Consider the following 492-nt stretch of genomic DNA (forward strand, 5'->3'; position numbering starts at 1 on the left):
GCCCCGACGTCCGGTGCGTCGTGCACGCGCACCCGCGGCGCACGGTCGCGGCCGACCTGGCCGGCCTGACCCTGGAGCCGCTCGTGGGGGCCTACGACATCCCGGGCTCCGCCCTGCTGGCGAGCGGCGTCCCCGTCTATCCCCGCTCTGTGCTGGTGCGCAGCGACGCGCTGGGGGACGAGGTGGCCGACCACCTCGGCGACCACGCGGCGGCCCTGCTCCGCGGGCACGGTGTGGCGGTCACCGGCGACTCGGTCCAAGAGGCGGTGCTCCGCGCCGCCTCCATCGACGAGATCGCGCACCTCTGCCTGCTCGTCGCCTCCGCCGGCGGACGCCCCCGCCCCATCGACGAGGCCGACCGGGCCGAGCTGCCCGACCTCGGAGGGAGCCTCAACCTGGACGTCGCCTGGCGCCACGAACTCTCCCGGCTGCCCGAGACTCCCCCCGCCTGACCCGACCCGCCTGATCCGACCCGCCTGATCCGACCGGCTC

The 492-nt window shown here is 76.4% G+C and carries 1 protein-coding gene; it reads left to right on the forward strand.

Annotation, left to right across the window (positions count from 1 at the left end; translation table 11 throughout):
* Positions 1-452 (forward strand): class II aldolase/adducin family protein (locus E1266_RS37665; protein ID WP_132055388.1); only part of this gene is annotated, 452 nt, incomplete at its 5' end.
* Positions 453-492: the final 40 nt, after the last annotated feature.

Origin of the sequence: Actinomadura sp. 7K534, from assembly GCF_004348575.1 — a bacterium.
GTDB classification, from domain to species: domain Bacteria; phylum Actinomycetota; class Actinomycetes; order Streptosporangiales; family Streptosporangiaceae; genus Spirillospora; species Spirillospora livida.